Genomic DNA, 21,776 nt, shown 5'->3' with positions numbered 1-21,776 from the left:
TGCTTTATTCGTAAGTTACTGAAATCAGTTTTGTTGTAGAGAAAAGGTCTTTGGTTTCCTGTATGCCATTTTCGCAATTCCTAAAAGGTAAAAAAGGATTGATCTGTTTGTCAAGAGAAGGGTTTGTTAAAACCAAATGCGTAATGCTAAATTTACTATTATCGGTTTGATATTCACCGATGTTTTTCTCAGAATTATGCCAAACTAAGGATTTTGTCTTGTCGTTTATGTTTTCCATAATTGTTGTGGTTGATGGATATCCTTTTGTTCTTGATGTTTGAGAATATACGGATGATGTACCGTAGGTGTTTATTCCGCTTAACCCTAGCGATCTTAATTCGGTTTCATCATTTATGTGTACTATTTTATACATCGAATAGCTTTCTACTCTTTCTTTTTTGTAATTGATGACTTGCTTGTAAATGTATTTTTTATTACTTCTATCTAGGTGCTTTTTAAGGACTAGGTTGGTTTGGTCTGATTCGTCTGTGCTTCGAATAAGCCGGGTTTTGTTTTTCTTTGGATCGTAATATCCGGTTAATTCATAGTTGCCTTTGGAGAAAATTGCTTTTATTTTATCCTTGTCTTTCTCGTTTAGTTTTTCAATGGGAATTAAACCTCCAAGAATCGTAGGATCATTAGGAAGTCTTGTCTTAATGAATTTTAAATCCGGAAAATTGATTTTAAGCAGAAGAGTATCTCCATGGATCCCTTTTTCGTTTAAATATAAATTAGAGGTTACTTTGTATTTAAAAACGATTTTTTTGAATGCTTTCGGTTTTTTTTGAATTTGGGAATGCAGCGAAAGGCTGATGAAAAAAAAGAAGAAATAGAGAATGTGTTTCATAAGTTGAAATTTACCCAAAAATAAAAAAATCCGCTCTAAAAAGCGGATTTTTCTTATAATTATTTACTATCAATTAATAGTACATGTAACGTCTAACTTTAGCAATGTATTTCGCTAAACGAATTACTTGGTGGCTGTATCCGTACTCATTATCGTACCATACATACATTACCACGTTTTTACCGTCTGCAGAAACAATAGTAGCGTTGCTGTCGAAAATAGCCGGAGCCGAAGTTCCAACAATGTCCGAAGATACTAACTCATTGTTTAAGGAATACTTGATTTGCTCTACTAAGTCGCCTTCCAAAGCGTAACGCTTCATGATTGCGTTTAAATCTTCTCTTGTAACACTTTTTCCTACTTCTAAATTCAGAACCACCAATGAACCATTCGGAACCGGTACACGAATTGCGTTTGAAGTTAGTTTTCCAGCTAAACTTGGTAGTGCTTTTGCTACCGCACTTCCGGCACCAGTTTCAGTGATTACCATGTTTAGTGCTGCAGCTCTACCACGACGGTATTTTTTGTGCATGTTGTCCACAAGGTTTTGGTCGTTAGTATAAGCGTGGATGGTTTCTAAGTGTCCTTTTACTACACCTAAAGTTTCTTCGATTGCAGCTAAAACAGGAGTAATTGCGTTAGTAGTACAAGAAGCTGCCGACCAGATTTTTACTTCGTCCGGGTTGTAGCTTTCGTGGTTTACACCATATACGATGTTTGGAACCCCTTTCCCTGGAGCTGTCAATAAAACTTTATCCACTCCTTTAGAAGTTAAGTGACGGCTTAAAGCTTCTTCAGTGGTGAAAGCACCCGTGTTGTCAATAACTAAAGCGTCGTTGATTCCGTATTGCGTATAATCGATTTCTTCCGGAGAATTAGCAGTAATGATGTGAACCGTTGCCCCGTTAATTATTAAAGCGTTGTTTTCGATATCTGCAGAAACCGAACCTTCGAAATCACCGTGAACTGAATCATAACGCAATAACGAAGCGCGTTTTTCCAACAAAACTGCATCGTTTTTATCGCGAGTAACGATAGCTCTTAGGCGTAACTGTTGTCCTTTACCTACTTTTGCCATCATCTCACGAGCCAACAAACGTCCGATACGTCCGAATCCGTAAAGTACCACGTCTTTAGGTTTGATTTCAGAAGTGTCTTTAGCCTCTCTTAATTTGTCGATAACAAACGCAGTAGCGTCGTTGTATTTGTTGTCTTCTAAATGATATTCGTACGTTAATTTACCGATATCAATTCTTGAAGGTGGTAAGTCTAAAGCTTGAATGGCTCTTGCGATTTCAACAGAGTCGAATACGTTGATTGGTTTTTGAACGAACTCTCCCGCATATTCATGCAAATTGATGATGTCGCTCACATTTCGGTCAATCAATTGGTTGCGGAAAATCACCAACTCGATAGACTTGTCATACCATAAATCACTGATAATCTTGATGAATTCTACACCGGCTCTTCTTCTGTCTGCCTGAAAAGCCAATTCTTTTTCGTATAAAGCGGAATTGTTCATGTGTTATTTTGTGTTGTTAAATTTGGTGCAAAAATATTGATTTTTAATCAGATTACTAAAAATAATTTTGCTAAAATAAATTAAAAAACCCAATCTTTCGACCGGGTTTTTTTCTGTATTGAATTTATTGTTGTTACAGGAACATTTGCAGGCGTTCTCCACGTTGTGTGATAAGCTCTACGCGGAATTTTTGGTTGTTGGATTTGGAGTTCAACAAGCGTGAAGCCTGATCCATTGAACTGATTTTGTTTCCGTCAATGCTAAGTATGATACTGCCTTTTAAAACCTCTGCGTATTCAAGGTATTCTTCATTGGAAATGTCTTTGATTTTTACTCCTTCGCTAATTCGGAACCGTTTTTTGTCGGTAGAGTCCAAATCTTCAAATTCAAATCCTTTATAGTCTACATTGACCAGCTCTTTTTTGGTAAGGCGAACCGGGATCGTTTTCTCATTTCCGTTTCGGATAATACCAACCTGAACCACGTCGTTTGGTCGTTTGGAATTGATGTAAGAGTTCAAATCTGAAAATCCGTTCACGTTCTGGTTGTCCAATCTGACAATGATATCGCCTTCTTTTAATCCTGCACTTTCCGCCCCCGATTTTTTAGATACCGAATTGATGTAAAATCCTTGGGTTTGTTTAATGCCTAAATCTTTGGAAGCAATGCTGTTTAGTTCACGGCCTTCTACGCCCAGAGCGCCTCGTTGCACATTACCGTATTCCATTAAATCTTCAATAATTTTTCGGGTAATGTTTGAAGGAACTGCAAAGGAGTAGCCTGCGTAACTTCCCGTAGGAGAAGAAATCATGGTGTTGATTCCCACCAGTTCCCCACGAGTATTCACTAAAGCTCCACCACTGTTTCCAGGGTTTACTGCCGCATCAGTTTGAATGAACGATTGAATTCCGTCTTTGCTTAAATTTCGCGCTTTTGCAGACACAATTCCTGCTGTAACTGTTGAGTTTAAGTTGTACGGATTTCCTACTGCCAAAACCCATTCCCCAACACGCATAGTGTCGGAATTTCCAAAAGTGGCGTAGGGTAGTTTTTCATCCGAAGTGATTTTTAACAGCGCGATGTCCATTTTGCTGTCTGTTCCTACCAGTTTGGCTTTGTAGGATTTGTTGTTGTTCAAGGTAACCTCAAGTTCCGTCGCATTCTGGATCACGTGATTGTTGGTTACAATATAACCGTCTTCCGAAATGATAACGCCTGAACCGGTTCCCACCTGAGTTTGTTGTTGACCGCCTCGGTATCCGTAGAAATATTCCATAATTGGGTTGGAAGGAATTTCAGAAACTGTTACGTTTTTTACGTGTACTACATAATGCACTGCATTTTCGGCCGCATTGGTGAAATCTGAGTTTTCTGCTCCAAGATTCACATTTCTTGCGTAAGAATCAGTTGCTACCGAAAGTTTACTTCCTGAGAAGGAATTGTTGTCGAAAAGTAATTTGTATGCGCCAAGCGTTATTGTTCCGCTTAACAGAGATACAACTAATAAGCTTGAAAATTTATTCATAATATAAAGTATGTTTAATTATTTAACAGTAAAATTAAAAACTTCATGAATTCAAAAAAATGGTTTAACGCTCGTTTAACACTCTTTAACGTGTCATTAATATTTGTAATTTTGTAATTATTTGAATTTCAGATGAACTATACTTTTTATAAATATCAGGGAACCGGAAACGACTTTGTAATGATCGATAACCGCGACTTACATTTCCCCAAAAATGATACCAAACTGGTTGAGAAATTATGCAACCGTCGTTTTGGTATTGGAGCCGATGGTTTAATTCTGTTAGAGAATGACGAATCGACCGATTTTCGTATGGTGTATTACAACTCCGACGGAAACGAAAGTTCCATGTGTGGTAACGGAGGACGTTGTTTGGTGGTTTTTGCTAAACAACTTGGGATTATTGAAGCTGAAACGACTTTTATCGCAACGGACGGTTTGCATTATGCAACCATCAATGAACAGGGAATTGTTTCACTTCAGATGAAAGATGTGGATGAGGTGCAGGAGCATGAAAGCCATGTTTTTTTGAATACCGGTTCGCCGCACCATGTTCAAATGGTGGAAGATTTGCATATTTTCGATGTCAGAAACCAAGGAGCGAAAATTCGTTACAGTGATTTGTACGGTAAAACGGGGAGTAACGTGAATTTTGTTTCCCAAACAGATGAAAATAAATTTGCTTTACGTACTTATGAACGTGGAGTAGAAGACGAAACATTATCGTGCGGAACCGGTGCTACTGCTGTTGCCATTGCTATGAAAGCGACAGGAAAAACCAATAGTTCCATAATCGAATTACAGGTTGAAGGAGGTGTGCTTGAAGTTTCTTTTACAGAAAAAAACGGTTTTTATACCCACGTTTTCCTCAAAGGGCCAGCAGCATTTGTTTACTCAGGAGAAATCAACGTTTAATCAGAGTGTAAATTTGATTACTTTAAAAGGAAATACCGTTTATCTGCGCGCGCTCGAACCGGAAGATTTGGAGTTTGTTTATACTATCGAAAACGACGAATCCATCTGGGAAATGAGTAATACGCAAACACCTTATAGCCGCTATCTAATCCGTCAATATCTGGAAAATGCGCATCAGGATATTTATGAGGCAAAACAATTGCGTTTGACCATCTGTAAAATTGAGACTTACGAAGTAATCGGACTGATAGATCTATTCGATTTTGACCCCAGAAACCAACGTGCCGGAGTGGGGATCGTAATCCAAAATCAAGAAGATCGAGGTAAGGGATTTGGTAAAGAGGCGCTTGAACTGCTCATTCAATATTCATTTACTCAGTTGCAATTGCATCAGCTTTATGCAAATATCGGAACCGAAAATAAAGCTAGTATCAACCTTTTTACTAATTTTGGCTTCCAAAGTATCGGTATTAAAAAAGACTGGATTCGTTTTCAAAACCGTTATACTGATGAAGGCTTGTATCAATTAATTAACCCAACTAACTAAAGTATTTTGAACCCAAAAAGAATTCTTTCAATTGTTTCTGTATTGATTTTACTGGTAGCCACCGGTTTTGGTGTGGTGGTCTATTTAAAGGCATTTACAGCAAATACCAAATTTAACCAAGACGAAGTTTTTGTTTACGTTCCTACCAATTCGACTTATGATGATGTGAAAAAGATTGTGGCTCCTTATGTGGAAAATATGGAGAAATTCAATTTTGTTGCTGAACGACGCGGATACAGCGCTAGTGTAAATCCAGGAAAATTCCTTTTAACCAAAGGAATGAACAGTTTCAGCATCGTCTCTTCGTTGCGTCATAATGTTCCTGTAAAATTGGCTTTCAATAATCAGGAATCTTTAGGTAAGCTGGTACAGCGTCTGTCTTCTCAAATAGAGCCGGACAGTTTAACACTTACCGAAGTTTTTACCGATTCTACTTTTATGGCTGAAAACGGTTTTGATAAAGAGAACATCCTAGGAATGTTTATTCCCAATACTTACGAGTTTTATTGGAATGTGTCGCCTATTAAGGTTCGCGATAAATTAGCCAAGGAATACCGTCGCTTCTGGAACGAAGAGCGTCAGGCAAAAGCAAAAGCACTTAATTTGACCCCGCAACAAGTAACCGCTTTGGCTGCAATTGTTCATGAAGAAACCGCTAAAGTAAGTGAAAGGCCAAGAGTAGCAGGGGTTTACTTGAATCGATTAAAGAAAGATATGCCGTTACAAGCTGATCCAACGGTTATTTATGCGGTGAAAAGAGAGTCCGGAAATTTCGATCAGGTAATCAAACGTGTGCTTTTCAACGATTTGAAAATCAATTCTCCGTACAATACTTATGTGCATACAGGATTGCCACCGGGGCCAATTTCAATGCCGGATATTTCTGCTATTGATGCCGTTTTAAATGCTGAAAAACACGATTATATTTATTTCTGTGCCAGTGTTGAAAAAATTGGCTACCATGATTTCGCTGCTACCTATGAAGCACATCAGGTAAATGCTAAAAAATATGCCGAGTGGGTTGGTAAACTGGGCATCAACCGATAAAAACGATTTGTTTATTGTTTAAGTGAACAGAGAAGTTTCGCGCTTCACTGTTCACTTTTATTTTATGAGGTCGCGAAATTGATAGAGTAAGCGTTCAATTAAGCGCAAATCTTCCGTGATTACATCGGCAGTTCCTTGCATCTCTTGTTGAAAATTAATTTTTTTGTTGTAAGAGGTCTCTAAGCCTTTTGGCAAAGCAATGTCAATTAATAAGTTTCCTTCTTTGTCCGGGGTTAAAGCAATGTTTTGTACCATCCCTTTTAAGATCCCAAATTCCCGGTCAGGATAATTTACCAAGCGAATATTTGCCGTTTGTCCGGTTTTTATTTTTCCTGAATTTAATGCAGGGGCTTTTACTTTAGCAATAAAACCGCTTTCAGATTCAGGAATAATTGCAAAGACATTTTCTCCGACCGTAACGGTTTGGTTTTCCTTCCATATTTGTAAATAACTGACGGTTCCACTTATTGAAGCGCGTAAAACATAATTTAGTTCCCAATCCTTAATGGCTTTTTTGAGCTGGTAAAACGCCTGAATTACGTTGCGCTCTAATGTTACCGATTCTTTGTGTTCGTTAATTTGAAGGTTTTTTATGCTTTTTTGGGCTTCATTTAGGGAGGATTTCATTTGTGAAATTGAACTAAGCAAAACTTTGTGGTTTTTTTGCGCCTGAAAGAAAAGAAGTTTTTGCTTTTCGAACTCTTGTTCTGAAACTACCCCTTTTTTAAACAACTTTTCATAACGATTCAAATCATTCTTTTGCAAGATAAGTTCACTTTCACTTATTTTTTTTTGAGAGGTTAACAAGTTGATTCGCTGATGAATTTGTTGGGCTTCATTTTTCTCAGCGAATTGTTCGGCTTTAAAAGGTTGTAGCTTTTGATTCAATTCACTGCTGGTGTATTCTTTATGGAATAGAATGTACGCATTTTCAACATCCCCTAATGATGAGAATTGAAATTTGTCAAAGGGAAAATTGGTTTTCTCTAAATTTATAGTATCTGTGATTTTTTTTAAAATAAAAACATCATTGTAATTTGCGCTGTTTTCAATTATTGCAATAGGTGTATTTTTTTTAATTTTTTTGCGGTCTGCAATTAAAATGGATTCGATTCGTCCAGCTGTTTTTGTAATTAACTTTTCCGGAGGAATGTTTGTAGTTATGGTTACTGTGGTTCGAACTACATCGGGATATTTTATGTACCACGAAATTAACAGTAGTAAAAGAATAAAAAACAATAGTATTGTATTTCCCCATCTAAAAATAGACCTTGGAGGATGGGATAATACATCTTGTACTTCTTCGCTGTATATTTTTAAGTTGTCTTGAATTTCGTTCATTTATTTGCCTAATTCTAATTGATTTTTTACTAATTCGTAGTATTTCCCTTTTTCAGTAGTAAGGGTTTCGTGGGTTCCCTGTTCCACAATTTCTCCATTCTCTAAAACGATGATCTTGTCTGCATTTTTTACTGTGCTAAGGCGGTGTGCAACTATTACCGAAGTTCGGTCTTGTAGAAAATGATTGAGTTTTTCCATAATTGCTTTTTCATTATTAGCATCTAAAGAACTTGTTGCTTCGTCAAAAAAGACAAATGCTGGGTTTTTGTAAACAGCGCGAGCAATCATCAAACGCTGTTCCTGTCCGCCGCTTAATCGAATTCCGGAAGTCCCCAATTCGGTATTGAATTTATTGGGGAGTTTTTCAATGAAATCTTCAATGTTTGAAACGTGAGCAGCGGTTTTTAGACGCTCTCGGGAAATGATCTCATTTTGTTCCGATTCGGAAATGTTACCTGCAATTGAATCGTTAAAAATGAAGGTTTCTTGCAAAACGGCACCGCAATTCATTCTCCAAAAATCATTGTTGATGTTTTTTAAATCAGTTGGGCCAACACCTATGGAACCCTCGGTAGGTTCGTAAAATTTGAGTAAGAGTTTGATTAATGTAGTTTTTCCACTGCCGCTTGCCCCGACTATGGCCGTTGTTTTCCCTTCAGGAATTTCAAAGTTGAGTTTTTTTAGAATTAGTGGCGATGATTTGCTACCATATCTGAAGCTTAGGTCTTTAATAATAATTGACTTTTTTTCAGGGAGCTCTTTGATTTTGTCTTGTTTGGAATCGTCTTCATCTTCTTTTGAGTGTACTTGCCATAATCGTTCTAAACTTATTTTTGCGTCCTGCCAGAGCTGAATAAAGCCGATAAAATTAGAAAGCGGTAAGTTGAGCTGGCCCACGATGTATTGAATGGAAAGCATCATCCCTAAAGTAATATCGCCACTAACCACCGCTTTTGCCGATAAAAACGTGATGATAATGTTTTTTAATTCATTGATGAAGTTTGAACCAATGGATTGGTACTGGGCTAACTGTAAATTGCTTAAGGAAGTTTTGAAAAGACTGATTTGTACTTGTTCCCATTTCCATCGGTTTTTTCTCTGCGAGTTGTTTACTTTGATTTCCCTAACACCATTTATTATCTGGACTAGCGAGGTCTGACTTTGTGCCATTTCATCAAATCTTTTGAAATCGAGTTCTGCTCTTTTTTTCAAAAAGAAAAATGTCCAGCCAACATATAAAGTCGCGCCTACAATAAATACAGTGAAAATTTTTAAACTGTAAAAAGCCAACACCACACTAAATACTAAAAAAAGAATTAGGGAATACGCCATGTTGAATGTTGTGGAAGAAACAAAATTCTGAATGCGGTTGTGATCTGTAATTCTTTGTAAATGCTCGCCGGTATTTCGGGTGTCAAAATAATTGATGGGGAGTTTAAGCATTTTATACAAAAAGTCCGAAACCATTTTTATGTTAAAACGACTTGTGATGTGAAGCAGCAGCCATTCTCTGAAAATGCTGACCAAAGTTTGCGATACAAACAAGACTAATTGTGAAATCAGGATAAGATATATAAAGGGTATGTCTTGATTGTTTACCCCTACATCCACCACAGATTGCATTAAAAAAGGAAGCAAAAACTGGATGGTAATCCCAACTAAAAGGCCTATAAGTAATTGATTGATTAATTTGTTATAAGGTCTTAAATAGGGGATTAAAAAGGAAAAACCTTTGATATTAGTTTGTTCTTCTTCTTGCGTGTAAAACGAAGGATTAGGCTCCATAAGGAGGACAAAGCCTGTTTTGTCTGTTGTGTTGGTCCATGCGCTTAAAAAATCTTCATGGGAGTACTCGAGTAATCCTTGAGCGGGATCCGCAACATAAATTTTTTGTTTTGAAGTTTTGTAAACAACTACAAAATGTTTTTGGCGCCATGGCACGATAAATGGAGTCGGGGCTTCGTTTATTAAACTTTCTAATGAAATGCGCATTCCTAAGGTGCGCAATTCAATAGATTCGGCGGCATCTGCAATTCCTGCCATGGTAACTCCCATTCGTGTTATGCCGGCTTTATCACGTAAAAATTCCCTGGAAAAAGTTTTTCCATGGAATTTTGCTATCATGCGTAAACAGGTAGGGCCACAGTCACGGTAGTCCAACTGTTGGTAAAAAGGGAATTTTATTTTTGGCATTTTATTTTGTCGTTAATAAAGAAGCTGATATTTGGTCTAACATTTCTTTATTGATGTACTGATCATTAAAAAATATACTCTCGATACTTTCTAAAGATTCGATCTTTTCTAAAGGGTTGTTATTAAGGATCAGGAAATCAGCATCCTTGCCAACTTCTAATGTTCCGTTGTTTTCATTGAATAATTTTGAAAAGTTAACCGTTGCAGCTTTCAGTATCTCGAAGTTGGAAAGACCTGCTCTTTTATAGAGTTTCATTTCTTCTAAGACTCCAAATCCAGGAATAATGAATTTTGTACTGCTGTCTGGACTAAGAAGTAGAGGTATTCCCATTGCATTTGCTTTTTTTACCACGGATAAACGCTCTTCGATTTCGTTGCGGTATTTTTTAACTTCTTCTTCGAAAGCCTCTTTGCCCATTTTGGTTCTGTACAGCTCAGTTTTTTCACTCCAATCTTTGGATTCTTCGGCGTTGATGAATTGCATTCCTCTTTGTTTTTGCATGTAGTCTAAGGGATATTGTTCGTAACTCATCATATACCATTGTAGGGTTGGGCACAGAAAAATATTTTTCTCTTTAATTTTTTGCAACCTTTGATTTGTTAAAGAGGAATCTCCGATTAATCCGCCCAAATGTTCAAAGGAACGGTAATTGGAAAAAAAAATAATTTCATCCGGAATAAGTACACCTTTTGGATTGCTGGGAAAATGACCGCCAATTGAAATATTATGGCTTTTGCAGATGCTGTCAAGTTCTTCAAAGGTTTTTTGGTTTTTAATGCTGAGAACTTTTATGAATTTGATGTTATTTTCTGCGGCACTTTTAACGAAATTTTCGAATTGTTTTTTTGAACTCTCTAGTCCTCTATGGATTGGAGGAGGGGATAAGTATAGTTTAGGATTGATGCTTTCTTTATTGTTGTACTTCGCTTTCCATTGCAAATGATTCCAATCGCCGCGCATTGAACGAAGTTTAGTTACTCCATTGATTAGATTAAGTTTGAGTACTTTTTCCAATTGATCTTCTCTTTCAGGAAGATGAACATGAGCATCACTCAAACTTGGCATTATGAATTTCCCTTTAAGATCAATACTCTTTTCAGCTTTTATTTTTGATGTTTTAGAATCGTTTATTGCAATTATTTTTCCGTTTTTTATCGCAATGGATTGATTTTTATCTACTTTATTGCTAGTCATGGAGACAATACTAACGTTGTTGAAAACAAAATCAGCTTGTATATTTTGCGCGAAAAAAAAGTTTGTATATAAAATGAGTAAGGATGTAATTTGTTTCACGGCTTTTTTGGAATTAAAATTGGTAATAATTTTTAGCGTCATTTTCTAAAAATGTCTCATAGCTGTTTAATTTGCAAAAATCATCGTATCTAAAATCGAGATCTCGGTTGCTAAGGTCGAATTCGGTTTTCAATTTTTTGTACTTTTCAAGTAACGACGCGCATTTTGTGTCTAACTCATGATATAATGCACCTCCTTTTTCGGTATAGACTTCTTCAGGATTTAATAATTCAAGTCCAGTTCTAAATCTCGAAAACTGATCTGTAAGCCTTCCCAGTAATTCATGTTTTTCTCTGCCGGTAAATACGTTTTTTGTTAGCAGCTGATCAAAACATTCCACTCGCTTTGTAACAGTAAATAACCCATGGAAAGCCCCATATACGTCTCTGTAATCCCACGCTTGTTTTGTGAGATCTCTCATGATTAGATTATCGACATCAATTTTGAAGTATTCTTGTCTGTTATGGACAGCATAGTATAAGTAATTATGCGCTCCTTGATGGATAAGTTCTTCTATAAAATACAAAAGATTGTTGTTGCCAATTACATAAAAATACAGCATGCCTAAAGTCTCTACAGATGTGAAATTCAAGATTTTTGGATTGTCATGAAGATAGATTTTTTTGTTTGCGAAATTTAATTCCGAATAAAAATCAGGGATGTTTTCTTTTATGATGTTAATCGCTTTTTCTAGTTCTTGGTAATGCGATTTCCAATTTGTGTTGTGGATTGGATTTTCATCTAAGATATGACCTTTGTAGTATTGAATAAAATACGTTTCGAGTAATGGATGTGTATCTTTTATGATCTCAAATCGATCAATTTTTAAAAGAGGTTCCAGCAGACCGGTATTCTCTTTTTGGAAATAGCCTAAGTTTGGAATGTAGGCGATTTTATTTTTATTGTATGAATGATTGATGCGCAAAGGCTCTTTGTGAGTAAAGTGCCCTTGTATAATTTCATTTAATGTTTCTTTTGGAAACACGTTGTTTTTTTTTGAATTGAAATATGCAAAAAGAAGTGGTTCTAGAAAAATGCTGTCATTGTCAAAATCTACCTTTTCTAAAATCTGCGGATCTTCTTTATAAAGTAAAATTTTCATTGTGTTGATAATATCATCGGCATTTTTTTGGACATCCTCTGCTAATCTCATTGATCTTTTGGTTGGAGTTTTGATTGATTCTTTTTAGAACTAATTGAATTGTAATTTTGATAAAAACCGTCGAAGTTACAAATGCAACTTCGACGGTGAGCAATTACTTGCGTGATCCTTTAATAATTACTTCTTGATAACTACTTCTGGAAGAGTTCCCCCGTCATAGATAACGTCATCATGACAAGCGTTTTGTAATCCACCTGAAATTGTTGCTAACAAGTCTTCTGAAGCTACTGCTTCTGCTCTTAATTTAAGAGCATCTAAATTTAATTTACCCATTGTGTTTAAGTTTTAATGTGAATTTAAAAGTACTTCTTAGTTATTGGCTAAATCCTGCGCACTGATTCTTGCTTAATAATTGTAAGAAATATTTTCGCTTACAAAAGTACATGTTGTCTTGGGTAAAATTTTATTTATATGAATATTCTTATTATTTTTGTAACTTAAATGATTCAAATTGTGAATAAAATAGGAAGTAAGATTAGGAAACTGAGGGAGAAAAACGGATTGTCTCAAGAATATTTGGCAATAGAATTGGGTATTACTCAGCCAAGTTACGCGCGTCTTGAGAAAGATGATGAACGAATAAGTATTACACGTTTAATAAGTATTGCAAAGATTCTTCAAACAAGTGTTTCGGAACTAATTGAAGAAAAAATTAATAATTTGCAGGTAAAAGTATCAGAAAACGATTCAATTAAGTATATTGATACCTTAATGAGTGCAGATAAAGAACATATATCAACTTTAAAAGAAGAAATTGTTTTTTTGCGCAAGTTACTGGAAGCTCAAGCAAACTAACGTGAAGTATTTTTTATTTTTATTTTTTTCTTTTTCTTTAATCGGACAAAATACACAAAGTAATTTTCTGATTCCATCCGATTCTTTACATCCTAAACGGAAACAGCTTGTTTATATAACCGAAGGAGCCTTACTTGGCGGAACTTTAATCGGTTTAAATCAAATCTGGTATAAAGATTACCCGAAATCTTCTTTTCACTTTATTAATGATAACGACGATTGGATGCAAATGGACAAAGCAGGTCATTTGTATTCCAACTATCATTTAGGTAGAATGGGGGCAGAAGCCTTAGCCTGGAGTGGAGCAACTAAGAAACAACAGCTTATTTATGGCGGAACACTTGGTTTTGCGTTCATGTCGGTTGTTGAGGTTTTTGATGGTTTTTCTAAAGAATGGGGTGCTTCTTGGGGAGATGTTTTGGCCAATGCAGCTGGAACAGGACTTTACGTTTCTCAGGAGTTGCTTTGGGAGGAACAACGTATTATTCCTAAATTCTCCTTTCATAAAACAAAATATGCAGCCTTAAGACCAAATACTTTAGGGGAAAGTTGGAACGAACAGATTTTAAAAGATTACAATGGGCAAACGTATTGGCTTTCTGCGAATCTGTATTCTTTTGTTAAAGCGGATTATGTCCCTAAATGGCTTAACTTAGCTTTTGGTTACGGTGCAGACGGAATGGTTTCAGGAAGTAGAGAAACGGTTCCTGCCGAATTAATGAGTTTTAATCATCGTACCCGGCAATTTTATCTGAGTTTTGATGTTGATTTGACCAAAATTAACACTCAGTCGCATACTTTGAAGACGCTTTTTTCAATTTTTAACACGATCAAAGTTCCGGCTCCGACCCTGGAAATCAATCAGTTTAGTCGGACAAAACTGTACTTTATCTATTTTTAGGAAAACTTTAACTTGCTGATTTTCAGGTTTGTTTTTTTGGGTTTATCTTTGCAAAGAGATAATTCATCACGGTGACAGCGTATGAGAAACACAAATTTATGACAAAAAAATGGACTTACTTTACAGGGTTAACACTCCTGATTACGTTGATCAGCTCAGGTTTTAAAGCATTTGAACCTGAAAAATTAGAAGGCTTTCACGTAGAAGATGACGAAGTGATTAATTACCTGGTTCCTACCAAAGAAGAAACAGAAAAAGTTTATTACGATCTACCTTATACCGGAAAATCGTATGTAGGGTTTAAGCAAGCCATAGCGGTTAAAGAATCTTTAGGGAAATACAGATTGGTTAATCCTTTTGGATATATGGGAAAATACCAATTTGGAAAAAGTACTTTGAGAACAATCGGGATTAACAATACAACAGATTTTTTAAGAAATCCCAGGCTACAGGAAAAAGCATTCAAAGCACTTTTGGCGCGAAATAAATGGGAATTGCGCAAAGAGATTAATCGTTATGACGGCCGCATTGTAAACGGTGTCCGAATAACAGAATCAGGTTTGTTGGCCGCAGCTCATTTAGGTGGAGCGGGTTCAGTGAAGAGTTATTTAAGGAGCAACGGAAGAAATGGTTTTACCGACGGTTTTGGAACTTCCTTACGAAGTTACATAAAGAGATTTGCAGGTTATGATACTTCTAATATCTTGGCAAATCCGGAAGCAAAAGTAAAATTGGATTAAGAGATTAAGACATTTTATGAATAATGAAAATACAAGGTCGATTGTGCAAATCGGCCTTATTTTTTTTCCATTGATTCACGGTAAATGTCTTGATGTATTCCGTTGGAAGGGTGATGTCGCACGCAACACATAAATGAGTTCCCGACTGTAAAATCTGCAACAAATCTTCCATTAATTTATTGTTTCGGTATGGGGTTTCGATAAATAACTGCGACTGGTTTTTATCGTAAGAAAGTTTTTCGAAATTTTTAAGTGCCGATTTCTTTTCCGACTTGTCAATAGGGAGGTAGCCGTTAAAAGCAAAACTCTGGCCGTTCATACCGGAAGCCATAATAGCCAATAGTATTGATGAAGGTCCAACCAGCGGTACTACTTGTATGCCTTTTTCATGGGCCAGTTTTACAATCACTGCGCCTGGATCTGCAACACCCGGACAGCCTGCTTCACTCATGAGTCCCATGTTTTTTCCTTCTAAAAGAGGTTTTATGAATTCATGATGCTCGGAAATCTCTGTGTGTTTGTTTAAGGCGAACAGTTTTAGCTCGGGTTGTTTTTTTTCAGGATGTACGCTTTTGATGAATCGACGTGCGGTTTTTTCGTTTTCAACTATATAATAATCAATGAACTCAAGGGTACGTTTTATGGTTATCGGAAGCACTTCTTCGGGATTCATTTCGCCTAAAGTTGTTGGAATCAGATAAAGTTTGCCAAAAGTGTTCATAGTATTACAGGTGTTTTGAGATTAGTTTTTCAGCAAGGATAGAGCAAGCCTCATCCAGCATGTCGAATACCTGTTCGAAACCGTTTTGTCCTCCGTAATAAGGGTCTGGAACGTCTACGTTTTCGTTAGGAAATAATTCGTTTAAAATCATTTTTACTTTTGACTTAGCATCCTGATTTGGAGCAAGCGCAATTACATTTTTATAATTGGAATGATCCATTACATAAATGTAGTCAAAATTTTCAAAATCATTTTTTGAGAACTGTCTTCCGCGCTGCCCGGTAATGTCCAAACCTCTGTTTTTTGCCGTAAGGATGGAACGTTTGTCTGGTTCTTGGCCAACATGCCAGCCACCGGTTCCGGCAGAATCAACAATAAAGAGGTCTTTGGGTAATTTGGATTGTAAGATGGCCTCTGCCAGTGGGGAACGACAAATGTTCCCCAAGCAGACCATTACTATTTTTACGGGCATTTTATAACGAAAGCTTTTTGTGGATGTCTTCCACGTATTTTTTGAATTGTTTATCAGTAGAAACTAAATTGTCAACCGTTTTGCATGCGTGAAGCACCGTTGCGTGATCGCGATCCCCAATTTGTGAACCGATTGTTGCCAGTGAAGATTTAGTAAACTTTTTTGCAAAAAACATCGCAAGTTGTCTTGCCTGAACCACATCGCGTTTTCTGGTTTTCGATTGTAAAACTTCAACCTCTAATTGGAAGTAATCGGAAACCACTTTTTGAATGTAGTCGATGGAAACTTCGCGTTTTACATTTTTTACAAATTTTTCAACTACTTGTTTCGCCAATTCGGTTGTAACTTCACGTTTGTTAAATGAAGATTGTGCAATCAAGGAAATGATAGCACCTTCCAGTTCACGAACGTTGCTCTTGATATTTTTAGCAACATATTCAATAATGTCTTCCGGCATTTCCACACCATCGCGGTACAAGATGTTCTTTAGGATGGAAACCCTTGTTTCGTAATCAGGTTGGTGAATTTCTGCGGAAAGTCCCCATTTGAATCGTGATAACAAACGCTGTTCAATATCCTGCATGTCAACAGGTGCCTTGTCCGAAGTAAGGATAACCTGTTTTCCGTTTTGGTGCAGGTAATTGAAAATATGGAAGAATACATCCTGAGTTCCGGCTTTTCCGGAAAGGAACTGCACATCATCAATAATTAGTACATCAATTAACTGATAAAAATGGATGAAATCGTTACGGGTGTTTTTCTTGACTGAATCAATATATTGTTGGGTGAAAACTTCTGCAGAAATATAAAGAACGGTTTTCTCCGGATACTTTTCTTTGATTTCCACACCAATCGCGTGAGCCAAATGCGTTTTTCCTAATCCAACTCCTCCAAAAATTAGGAATGGGTTAAAAGAAGTACCGCCTGGTTTGTTGGCAACTGCCATACCTGCTGAACGTGCTAATCTGTTGGAATCCCCTTCAAGGAAATTGTCAAAACTGTAGTTGGAATTCAGCTGGGATTCGATTTTTACATTTCGGATTCCAGGAATAACAAACGGGTTTTTTAACTCAGGGTTTTTGTTTTGGATGGGAACATCGATTTCCTGTGGTTTTACTGCAGGACGATTGTTACTTGGCAGCTGTTCCGTGAAAGGAAGTTTGTTGCCAAGTTTGTTCTCCATTTTAATTTTATAAAGTAACTTAGCGCCCGGGCCAAGTTCTTTGGTAAGGGCTACTTTTAAGAGTTTAACGTAATGTTCTTCCAGCCATTCGTAGAAGAATTTACTAGGGACCTGAATATATAAGGTATTTTCAGTAAGCTCAACTGCTTTAATTGGTTCGAACCAGGTCTTGTAAGCCTGATCCTGAATGTTATCTTTTATGAATGAAAGACAGTTATTCCAGACCGATTGCGCAGTTTTGTTCATATATTCAAGCATAAAAATTGATTATTTTGTTGTCCTACAAAAAGTTAACTCAGGTTACTTTTCTCAGATTCGGGAAGACAAATATGTGGACAAAATTTTTCAAAAAAAAATCATTTTGATATTGATTTTGTAAAAAAAAAATTGTAGGGAATTTTAAAAAATAATTTAGAATAAATTAACATAATATTAATATGAAAATTTTCGAATTTCAAGTGCGTGTTCGCTATGCGGAAACCGATCAAATGGGGGTGGTGTATCATGGGAATTATGCCCAATATTTTGAAATGGGACGAGTGGAATGGCTTAGAAACCTTGGGGTTTCCTATAAATGGATGGAGGAAAACGGCATCATGCTTCCGGTGGTTTCCCTTTCAATGAATTATAAAAAACCGGCGCGCTACGATGATTTGCTTACTGTGAAAACTATCTTCAAAAAACAAACCTCTGTTAAGATAGAATTTGACTACGAAATCAGCAATGAAAAAGGAGAGTTATTAACAACCGGGAATTCGGTTTTGGTATTTGTGGATATGAAAACCGGACGCCCAACTTTACCGCCAACTTATGTTACGGAACGGTTAATGGATTTTGTAGAAAACTAAAATTGAAGTAAAACTTAAAAAGTAGGTTTTTTTTTATTATTTTTGATTTATAAATTCTTAATCGAAATGTAATGCTGAAAAAAGTGCTTTTTCTTTTTTTTGTAGCTGCTACTGGGTTTGCTCAAGGTAAGCTTCAGATCGTGCTTAATCAACCGAATTATGTTTATGATGTTCCTCAAAATGGAGCGATGACCAATAACCTTGGACTTGATCAGATTTTATCGAATTATAGTGCTACAGCTTTGCCAATCTATGATTTTGGTTCTGATAACATGGGGTTGGTACAATGCGCGCCTGAAAATCTCGTGAATTTAAAAAATGAGCTTAGTATTTATGTTACGGTTGTTAGAAAAGTATGCGAAGAGCAGCAGGTTTTTGTTTCTTCGGATAAATTAATGATTTCTTTAGTTAATGCTAATGATGGAGTTTATGTGTCAACAATAGACGGAATTGTTCATACTAATAACGCTCAACTGAATGCGGTTTTTCAAGATTATGAGATTGATTACTATCAGGATAATTATATACGAACACGCGCCTGTGAAGTAAACGCTTTGAAACAGGCTTTGCAAGGATTGACAAGCGTAATTGAGCAAGTTTAAGATGTTAATTATGCTGTGTTGTTGGGTGATGAAAATTTTACTAAGACTAAATTTGAAGTTTATCAAATCCTTTTAAAGATACAATAACAATTACTTCAGATTCTAAAATTGAAAAAATGTATTTGTTCGATGTGATCGGAAAAGAAGTTTTTTCGGTAGATTCTTTAGAGGAATTCAATAAAAAAGGCTTAACTCTAAAATCAGGAGTTTACTTTCTAAATGCAGTTTTTGCATATTCAACAGCAGCTACCATTAAATTAATCAAAAGCTAATCTTTTTGGGTAATTGTCACTTCAAATAAATTAGAAAAAATGTCGAATACCATTTCGGCATTTTTTTTTCGGGTGGCGATTTCAATTTCGCAACTCATTTCCATTTTTTGGGAAATGATGTCAAGGTTCTTTTCTTTGATTACCCGCATTACTTTGTTCATGTTTTTGTAGTCAAACTGAATCAGGTAATGGATGTCGATGGTTTTTTCGATAATTTCTGAAGCTTCCAAAGCCATTTGTGCTCCGGTTTTATAGGCAGAAATTAAACCGCCTACGCCAAGTTTTACTCCTCCAAAATAGCGAACCACTACTACTAATACGTTGGTAAGATCAAAAGATTGAATTTGTCCGTAAATAGGCATGCCGGCTGAATTGTTTGGTTCACCATCATCATTGGCGCGGTAATAAATTTTATCCGTTCCAAGTTGAAAAGCGTAACACCAATGTCTTGCTGAATAATGCTGTTTTCTTAAATCTTCAAGTATGGTTTTTACTTCTTCCTCTGAAGCGACAGGAAAGGCATAGCCGAAAAATTTACTGTTCTTTTCTTTGAATAGAGTTTCTTCCGAAGGAGAAGCTAGCGTTTTATAAGTATCTTTCAAGGAAAAATTACCAGGTTTTATCAAACAAATCTACAACATCGTCTTTTCCAACCTCCAAATTCCAAACGTGTAAACCCAAATTGGATGCCACTTCTGTATTGTGTTTGTTGTCGTCAACAAAAAGAGTGCGGTGCGGGTCAAGGTTATGACGGTTGATGATGTAGTTGAAAATCTCAGGGTCCGGCTTACGCAATCCGATTTCGTAGGAGAAATATACTTTTTCGAAACATTGATAAAATTCTCTGGAGAAGGTTAACCCAACTTTATGCTCGAATTTGTCAATGTGGGTTTTGTCGGTATTGCTTAAAAGAAATAATCGGTATTTTTTGGATAAGCGTTGCAGGAATTCCAAACGGTATAAAGGGAAATCCAATAAAATTCCATTCCAGGCTTCACGGATTTCTTCAAGTTCTTTGTTGGGAATGTAGCGCTGAAAAGCGGTAAAAAACTGCATTTCGTCAATTTTTCCTTTTTCGTAACGTTTGTTGAGGCTGTCTAAATCTTCATTCCAGCAAACCAAACCGATTTTACGCATATGATCAAAAGGAGCTTCCTGACTCAAATTGATGAACACATTGCCAAAATCAAAAATAATAGTATCAATCATACATTTCTGAAAATTAAGAGTTCGTCATCCAAAAACGTTTGCTTTTCGATTAGTTTTCCCGTCAGATTTGGTGCCGAAATCCCATTATTAAAACAAACATTTCCTTTGAAAATCCTGGCTTCGTCCCACAGATTGGCATTGATAAATGTCTGTAATGTCTTTCTTCCGCCTTCCATAATAACCGACTGAATTTCATGATTAAAAAGTACCTCGGTTATGTTGTGAGCTAAAGAAGTATCAAAGGTACAATTTTCGTAAAAAAGATTATCAGAATTGACAAAATTTTGATTCTCCGTTATGAAAATTGTTTTGGTTTTTCCATCTTTTACCTGGTGCTCGCTGGAAATTTTACCCGATTTGTCAATCACAATTCGAATAGGATTTTTTCCATCCCAATTGCGGGTGTCTAACTGAGGGTTGTCGTCCAAAACCGTTTGCGTGCCAACTAAAATGGCCTGTTCTTCGCTTCGCCATTTATGAACCAATTGTCTTGAATATGAATTGGTAATCCAAACCGGTTTTTTTTCTTCCTTGGTTAAAGGCGCAATAAAGCCATCTGAGGTTTCTGCCCATTTCAAAATAATATAAGGTCTTTTTTTCTTATGAAAAGTGAAAAAACGTTTGTTGAGCTCGTTGCACTGGTCTTCTAAAACCCCGATTTTTACTTTTTTGCCCGCTTCCAGCAATTTTTTAACCCCGCTTCCGGCAACTTTTGCGAAGGGATCAATGGTTCCAATCACAACGTTCGGAATTTTATTGGCTATGATTAAATCGCAGCACGGTGGGGTCTTTCCAAAATGGCAGCACGGCTCCAAACTCACATAGATTGTTGATTCTGAAAGCAATGACTTGTCTTTGACAGAATTAATAGCGTTTACTTCAGCATGCGGCTCTCCAGCTTTTTTATGCCAGCCTTCTCCGATGATTTTTCCGTTATGTACAATAACGCTTCCCACCAAAGGATTTGGATAGGTTGTTCCCAAGCCGTTTTTAGCGAGTTCGATACAGCGTTTTATATAATTTTCGTCTGTGGTCATGGTTTTTCGGAACGTTGGTTTAATGGCTAATGATAATTTAGATATTGCTTTTTTATCAGAAGCGTTTGACGTACCTTCACAGTGCAAAAATAAAGTATTTCTAAGCAATGAGTGAAGTTCTTATTCGAGAAATTCAAAAAGCTGATAATCCAGAGGTTGCCAAAGTGATTAGAAGTGTTTTGGAAGAATTTAATGTTCCCAAAGTTGGAACGGCCTATGCGGATCCGCAATTGGATTGTATGTTTGAAACGTATTCCGAGCCCAATTCGGTTTATTTTGTTGTTGAGTTAGAAGGTAAGATTATCGGCTGTGCCGGAATTGCGCCTTTGGCAAATGGTACTCCTGAGGTTTGCGAATTACAGAAAATGTACTTTCTTCCTCAAACACGCGGATTAGGATTGGGAGCAAAAATGATCCAACTCTGTCTGGATAAAGCCAAAACGTTTGGTTTTTCTAAATGTTATCTGGAAACGATGCCTTTTATGGAAGCGGCTCAGAAATTGTACAAAAAATCGGGATTCACTTATCTAGATGCTCCAATGGGTTGCACTGGGCATTCGTCTTGTCCGGTTTGGATGATAAAGGAATTGTAATAATTGATTA

At 36.5% G+C, this 21,776-nt stretch carries 23 protein-coding genes and 1 pseudogene; 10 read left to right on the top strand and 14 right to left on the bottom strand.

Annotation, left to right across the window (positions count from 1 at the left end; genetic code table 11):
- Positions 1-4: 4 nt before the first annotated feature.
- The 3 genes from LZZ90_RS03505 to LZZ90_RS03495 form a co-directional block, all read right to left on the bottom strand.
- Complete coding sequence (locus tag LZZ90_RS03505; protein WP_237789311.1) at positions 5-847, bottom strand: hypothetical protein; 843 nt, start codon at positions 845-847, stop codon at positions 5-7.
- 73 nt (positions 848-920) lie between these two features.
- Complete coding sequence (locus tag LZZ90_RS03500; RefSeq protein WP_237789310.1) at positions 921-2,369, bottom strand: glyceraldehyde-3-phosphate dehydrogenase; 1,449 nt, start codon at positions 2,367-2,369, stop codon at positions 921-923.
- Between the two features lie 133 nt (positions 2,370-2,502).
- Positions 2,503-3,894 carry a S1C family serine protease gene (locus tag LZZ90_RS03495; RefSeq protein ID WP_237789309.1) on the bottom strand — a complete coding sequence of 464 codons (1,392 nt, stop codon included), beginning with the start codon at positions 3,892-3,894 and terminating at the stop codon, positions 2,503-2,505.
- A 132-nt stretch (positions 3,895-4,026) separates the two neighbouring features.
- Here LZZ90_RS03495 and dapF point away from each other — a divergent pair, with 132 nt between their 5' ends.
- Genes dapF through mltG form a run of 3 tightly spaced genes read left to right on the top strand, consistent with a single transcriptional unit; the run spans position 4,027 to position 6,403 of the window.
- Positions 4,027-4,809 (top strand): diaminopimelate epimerase, encoded by a 783-nt coding sequence (gene dapF, locus LZZ90_RS03490; protein ID WP_237789308.1) that lies wholly within the window; start codon positions 4,027-4,029, stop codon positions 4,807-4,809.
- Positions 4,810-4,822: 13 nt separating this feature from the next.
- Positions 4,823-5,356, top strand: a complete 534-nt coding sequence (locus tag LZZ90_RS03485; RefSeq protein ID WP_237789307.1) for a GNAT family N-acetyltransferase — start codon at positions 4,823-4,825, stop codon at positions 5,354-5,356.
- A gap of 6 nt (positions 5,357-5,362) precedes the next feature.
- On the top strand, positions 5,363-6,403 hold the full coding sequence (mltG, locus tag LZZ90_RS03480) for an endolytic transglycosylase MltG (RefSeq protein WP_237789306.1): 1,041 nt from the start codon (positions 5,363-5,365) through the stop codon (positions 6,401-6,403).
- Between the two features lie 57 nt (positions 6,404-6,460).
- On the opposite strand, the gene LZZ90_RS03475 is transcribed toward mltG, so the two are convergent.
- The 5 genes from LZZ90_RS03475 to LZZ90_RS03455 form a co-directional block, all read right to left on the bottom strand.
- Entirely contained in the window at positions 6,461-7,744 is a 1,284-nt protein-coding gene (locus LZZ90_RS03475; RefSeq protein WP_237789305.1) for an HlyD family secretion protein, read from the bottom strand.
- Complete coding sequence (locus LZZ90_RS03470; RefSeq protein WP_237789304.1) at positions 7,745-9,937, bottom strand: peptidase domain-containing ABC transporter; 2,193 nt, start codon at positions 9,935-9,937, stop codon at positions 7,745-7,747.
- A 1-nt stretch (position 9,938) separates the two neighbouring features.
- Entirely contained in the window at positions 9,939-11,132 is a 1,194-nt protein-coding gene (locus LZZ90_RS03465; protein ID WP_237789303.1) for an amidohydrolase family protein, read from the bottom strand.
- Positions 11,133-11,244: 112 nt separating this feature from the next.
- Positions 11,245-12,384 (bottom strand): hypothetical protein, encoded by a 1,140-nt coding sequence (locus LZZ90_RS03460; protein ID WP_237789302.1) that lies wholly within the window; start codon positions 12,382-12,384, stop codon positions 11,245-11,247.
- Between the two features lie 126 nt (positions 12,385-12,510).
- The gene (locus LZZ90_RS03455; RefSeq protein ID WP_237789301.1) at positions 12,511-12,666 is read right to left on the bottom strand and encodes a hypothetical protein; all 156 of its coding nucleotides are present in this window, start codon (positions 12,664-12,666) and stop codon (positions 12,511-12,513) included.
- 180 nt (positions 12,667-12,846) lie between these two features.
- Between LZZ90_RS03455 and LZZ90_RS03450 the strand changes: the two genes are divergently transcribed.
- The 3 genes from LZZ90_RS03450 (at position 12,847) to LZZ90_RS03440 (ending at position 14,829) form a co-directional block, all read left to right on the top strand.
- Positions 12,847-13,188: a helix-turn-helix transcriptional regulator gene (locus tag LZZ90_RS03450; RefSeq protein WP_237789300.1), complete on the top strand. Its 342-nt coding sequence runs from the start codon at positions 12,847-12,849 to the stop codon at positions 13,186-13,188.
- A gap of 1 nt (position 13,189) precedes the next feature.
- The gene (locus tag LZZ90_RS03445) at positions 13,190-14,089 is read left to right on the top strand and encodes a DUF2279 domain-containing protein (RefSeq protein WP_237789299.1); all 900 of its coding nucleotides are present in this window, start codon (positions 13,190-13,192) and stop codon (positions 14,087-14,089) included.
- Between the two features lie 98 nt (positions 14,090-14,187).
- The gene (locus tag LZZ90_RS03440; RefSeq protein WP_237789298.1) at positions 14,188-14,829 is read left to right on the top strand and encodes a lytic transglycosylase domain-containing protein; all 642 of its coding nucleotides are present in this window, start codon (positions 14,188-14,190) and stop codon (positions 14,827-14,829) included.
- Between the two features lie 4 nt (positions 14,830-14,833).
- Here the strand turns inward: LZZ90_RS03440 and LZZ90_RS03435 are convergent, their stop codons facing one another.
- From LZZ90_RS03435 to dnaA, 3 genes are read right to left on the bottom strand one after another with little or no spacing between them, the layout of a single operon-like run.
- The gene (locus tag LZZ90_RS03435; protein WP_237789297.1) at positions 14,834-15,550 is read right to left on the bottom strand and encodes an SAM-dependent methyltransferase; all 717 of its coding nucleotides are present in this window, start codon (positions 15,548-15,550) and stop codon (positions 14,834-14,836) included.
- Positions 15,551-15,554: 4 nt separating this feature from the next.
- Complete coding sequence (locus tag LZZ90_RS03430) at positions 15,555-16,022, bottom strand: low molecular weight protein-tyrosine-phosphatase (protein WP_237789296.1); 468 nt, start codon at positions 16,020-16,022, stop codon at positions 15,555-15,557.
- Between the two features lies 1 nt (position 16,023).
- On the bottom strand, positions 16,024-17,451 hold the full coding sequence (gene dnaA, locus LZZ90_RS03425) for a chromosomal replication initiator protein DnaA (protein ID WP_237789295.1): 1,428 nt from the start codon (positions 17,449-17,451) through the stop codon (positions 16,024-16,026).
- 191 nt (positions 17,452-17,642) lie between these two features.
- On the opposite strand from dnaA, the gene LZZ90_RS03420 reads away from it, so the two are divergent.
- The 3 genes and pseudogenes from LZZ90_RS03420 to LZZ90_RS03410 form a co-directional block, all read left to right on the top strand.
- On the top strand, positions 17,643-18,053 hold the full coding sequence (locus LZZ90_RS03420; RefSeq protein WP_237789294.1) for a thioesterase family protein: 411 nt from the start codon (positions 17,643-17,645) through the stop codon (positions 18,051-18,053).
- 71 nt (positions 18,054-18,124) lie between these two features.
- Positions 18,125-18,655: a hypothetical protein gene (locus tag LZZ90_RS03415; protein ID WP_237789293.1), complete on the top strand. Its 531-nt coding sequence runs from the start codon at positions 18,125-18,127 to the stop codon at positions 18,653-18,655.
- Between the two features lie 77 nt (positions 18,656-18,732).
- A pseudogene (locus tag LZZ90_RS03410) lies at positions 18,733-18,927 on the top strand (T9SS type A sorting domain-containing protein); the annotation flags it as partial.
- On the opposite strand, the gene LZZ90_RS03405 reads toward LZZ90_RS03410, so the two are convergent.
- From LZZ90_RS03405 to ribD, 3 genes are read right to left on the bottom strand one after another with little or no spacing between them, the layout of a single operon-like run.
- The gene (locus LZZ90_RS03405; RefSeq protein ID WP_237789291.1) at positions 18,924-19,529 is read right to left on the bottom strand and encodes a YigZ family protein; all 606 of its coding nucleotides are present in this window, start codon (positions 19,527-19,529) and stop codon (positions 18,924-18,926) included. The pseudogene LZZ90_RS03410 and the gene LZZ90_RS03405 overlap by 4 nt on opposite strands.
- Positions 19,530-19,536: 7 nt before the next feature.
- Complete coding sequence (locus tag LZZ90_RS03400; protein WP_237789290.1) at positions 19,537-20,136, bottom strand: HAD family phosphatase; 600 nt, start codon at positions 20,134-20,136, stop codon at positions 19,537-19,539.
- Positions 20,133-21,173 (bottom strand): bifunctional diaminohydroxyphosphoribosylaminopyrimidine deaminase/5-amino-6-(5-phosphoribosylamino)uracil reductase RibD, encoded by a 1,041-nt coding sequence (gene ribD / locus LZZ90_RS03395; RefSeq protein WP_237789702.1) that lies wholly within the window; start codon positions 21,171-21,173, stop codon positions 20,133-20,135. Before ribD ends, LZZ90_RS03400 begins: the two co-directional genes overlap by 4 nt.
- A gap of 107 nt (positions 21,174-21,280) precedes the next feature.
- On the opposite strand from ribD, the gene LZZ90_RS03390 reads away from it, so the two are divergent.
- On the top strand, positions 21,281-21,766 hold the full coding sequence (locus LZZ90_RS03390; protein WP_237789289.1) for a GNAT family N-acetyltransferase: 486 nt from the start codon (positions 21,281-21,283) through the stop codon (positions 21,764-21,766).
- Positions 21,767-21,776 lie beyond the last annotated feature (10 nt).

The sequence above is a fragment of the Flavobacterium sp. SM15 genome, from assembly GCF_022012335.1.
In the GTDB taxonomy this organism is placed as follows: domain Bacteria; phylum Bacteroidota; class Bacteroidia; order Flavobacteriales; family Flavobacteriaceae; genus Flavobacterium.
This window is presented reverse-complemented; position numbering and strand designations above follow the sequence as displayed.

Excerpts from the sequence above, each read along its gene's own strand:
- LZZ90_RS03400 (WP_237789290.1), bottom strand. The coding sequence starts at position 20,136 with ATGATTGATACTATTATTTTTGATTTTGGCAATGTGTTCATCAATTTG.
- LZZ90_RS03415 (WP_237789293.1), top strand. The coding sequence starts at position 18,125 with ATGCTGAAAAAAGTGCTTTTTCTTTTTTTTGTAGCTGCTACTGGGTTT.
- LZZ90_RS03475 (WP_237789305.1), bottom strand. The coding sequence starts at position 7,744 with ATGAACGAAATTCAAGACAACTTAAAAATATACAGCGAAGAAGTACAA.
- LZZ90_RS03505 (WP_237789311.1), bottom strand. The coding sequence starts at position 847 with ATGAAACACATTCTCTATTTCTTCTTTTTTTTCATCAGCCTTTCGCTG.
- LZZ90_RS03460 (WP_237789302.1), bottom strand. The coding sequence starts at position 12,384 with ATGAGATTAGCAGAGGATGTCCAAAAAAATGCCGATGATATTATCAAC.
- LZZ90_RS03420 (WP_237789294.1), top strand. The coding sequence starts at position 17,643 with ATGAAAATTTTCGAATTTCAAGTGCGTGTTCGCTATGCGGAAACCGAT.
- LZZ90_RS03495 (WP_237789309.1), bottom strand. The coding sequence starts at position 3,894 with ATGAATAAATTTTCAAGCTTATTAGTTGTATCTCTGTTAAGCGGAACA.
- LZZ90_RS03500 (WP_237789310.1), bottom strand. The coding sequence starts at position 2,369 with ATGAACAATTCCGCTTTATACGAAAAAGAATTGGCTTTTCAGGCAGAC.
- LZZ90_RS03440 (WP_237789298.1), top strand. The coding sequence starts at position 14,188 with ATGACAAAAAAATGGACTTACTTTACAGGGTTAACACTCCTGATTACG.
- LZZ90_RS03470 (WP_237789304.1), bottom strand. The coding sequence starts at position 9,937 with ATGCCAAAAATAAAATTCCCTTTTTACCAACAGTTGGACTACCGTGAC.
- dnaA (WP_237789295.1), bottom strand. The coding sequence starts at position 17,451 with ATGAACAAAACTGCGCAATCGGTCTGGAATAACTGTCTTTCATTCATA.
- ribD (WP_237789702.1), bottom strand. The coding sequence starts at position 21,173 with ATGACCACAGACGAAAATTATATAAAACGCTGTATCGAACTCGCTAAA.
- LZZ90_RS03435 (WP_237789297.1), bottom strand. The coding sequence starts at position 15,550 with ATGAACACTTTTGGCAAACTTTATCTGATTCCAACAACTTTAGGCGAA.
- LZZ90_RS03390 (WP_237789289.1), top strand. The coding sequence starts at position 21,281 with ATGAGTGAAGTTCTTATTCGAGAAATTCAAAAAGCTGATAATCCAGAG.
- dapF (WP_237789308.1), top strand. The coding sequence starts at position 4,027 with ATGAACTATACTTTTTATAAATATCAGGGAACCGGAAACGACTTTGTA.
- LZZ90_RS03455 (WP_237789301.1), bottom strand. The coding sequence starts at position 12,666 with ATGGGTAAATTAAATTTAGATGCTCTTAAATTAAGAGCAGAAGCAGTA.
- LZZ90_RS03465 (WP_237789303.1), bottom strand. The coding sequence starts at position 11,132 with ATGACTAGCAATAAAGTAGATAAAAATCAATCCATTGCGATAAAAAAC.
- LZZ90_RS03430 (WP_237789296.1), bottom strand. The coding sequence starts at position 16,022 with ATGCCCGTAAAAATAGTAATGGTCTGCTTGGGGAACATTTGTCGTTCC.